The following is a 1,799-nucleotide window of genomic DNA, read 5'->3' as shown; positions in this document are numbered from 1 at the left end:
CACCCAACCCGCTCCGGCGGGTTTTTTATTGCCTGGAGATCCGCATGGGCGCAGCACGCAAACTCGTCGTTCAAGGTTCCAAAGGGGGCGAGTCGACCCAGAAGCAGCCGACGATTGCAGCGAACAGCACGGCTTCGATCGCTACCGCCCGGATCGTCTATCTGTGGAGCTGGGGACCCATCGTAGGCCCGGTCGACGGCCTGCGCTCCGTGAAGCTCGACGGAACCCCGTTGGTGGCCGAAGACGGCACTGTCAACTTCCCGGGCGTGAAGTGGCAGTTCCGCAATGGCGAGCTGAACCAGCAGCGTCTTGAGGGCATTGCCGAGTCCAGCAATGAAGTTGACGTAAACCAGCAGCTGCTCAGCACCACGCCTTACCTGCGCACCGTGAATAACCCGGTTCTGGATGCGCTGCGCATCCGGCTCAGTTGGCCACAACTCCAGTCGCAGGACCAGAGCGGCAACATCAACGGCGTGCGATGACCTGGCCACTGATGGCGGGCCGTTCGTTCAGATGCTGGCGGACTTCGTAGACCGCAAGAACGTCACCAAGTACGAACGCAGTCACCGCATCAACCTGCCAGCGGGCAGCCGTTGGACTATGCGCGTGCGCCGGATCACACCCGAAGCCAACAGCTCGCTGATTCAGGACAGCATGTTTATCGAGGCGGTGGCCGAGGTCGTAGACAGCGATCAGGAATTTCCGCTCACCGCCGTGGGCTGCGTGGAATATGACGCCCAGCAGTTCGGCGGCGATATCGCCAAGATTGCGGTGCTGATGCGCGGGCGCATCGTGCGTGTGCCGACCAACTATGACCCGGAGACGCGGACCTATGCCACGTCTGGCGCGGGTACCAGCAACGGGATATGGGACGGTACGTTCAAAGAGGCTTACACGAACAACCCCGCCTGGGTGTGCTACGACATTGCGCTGAACCCGTATTACGGCCTCGGGCACCGGATCGATGCCACGATGGTGGATCGCTGGAACCTGTACCGCATTGCGCAGTATTGCGACCAGATGGTGCCAAACGGCATGGGCGGCACGCACCCCCGGATGACTTGCAATATCTACCTGCAAAAGCAGGCGGATGCCTACGCGGTGCTGCAGGACCTGTCGGCTATCTTCCACGGCATGAGCACCTGGGATGGCAGTCAGATCACGTTCAACGCCGACATGCCAGGCGACCCGGTCTACACCTACAACCCGTCGCAGATCCTGAACAATGGTGAAATCCAGTATTCAGGCACCCGGGCGCGCGACCGCCACAACTTGGCAATGGTGACGTGGGACAACCCGGACCAGAGTTTTGCGACGGACAAAGAGCCTGTCTTTGATGATGTGGCGATGGCTGAATCTGGATCGGTCAACGAACTCTCGGTAGACGCCTACGGATGCACTTCACTCGGGCAGGCGCAGCGCGCTGGCCAGTACGCGCTGATCACCGAACAGACGCAGACCAGGCCCGCGACCTTCCGCGTCGGCCTGGACGGCGGCATTCCGAAGACAGGGCAGATCATTGCCGTGGCTGACCCCATGCTGGCCGGTCGTGCGAACGGCGGGCGGATCAGCGCGGTGGCGGGGCGCGTCATCACCGTTGACCGCGACATCGATCTGTCGACCGGTGCCAAGCTGCGTGTTATCACCTCGCTCACCGGCCGGCGGGTAACTGTGGCTGCCAGCTTCAGTGAAGTGCCAGAAGCCGAATGTGGCTGGATACTTGAATACGAGGACCTGAAAACCATGCAGTTTCTGGTGCGCAACATCACGCGCCCGGAATGGCACCAGTACCAGCTCGA

General features: G+C 61.5%; 1 pseudogene. It reads left to right on the top strand.

What is annotated here, in order from left to right:
- Positions 1–44: 44 nt before the first annotated feature.
- Positions 45–1,799: pseudogene (locus AO388_RS26655) on the top strand (host specificity protein J); the annotation flags it as partial.

Origin of the sequence: Pseudomonas sp. ICMP 10191 (assembly GCF_001467335.1) — a bacterium.
GTDB lineage: Bacteria > Pseudomonadota > Gammaproteobacteria > Pseudomonadales > Pseudomonadaceae > Aquipseudomonas > Aquipseudomonas cerasi.
The sequence above is the reverse complement of the archived record's forward strand: the minus strand, read 5'-3'. Positions and strand labels throughout refer to the sequence as shown.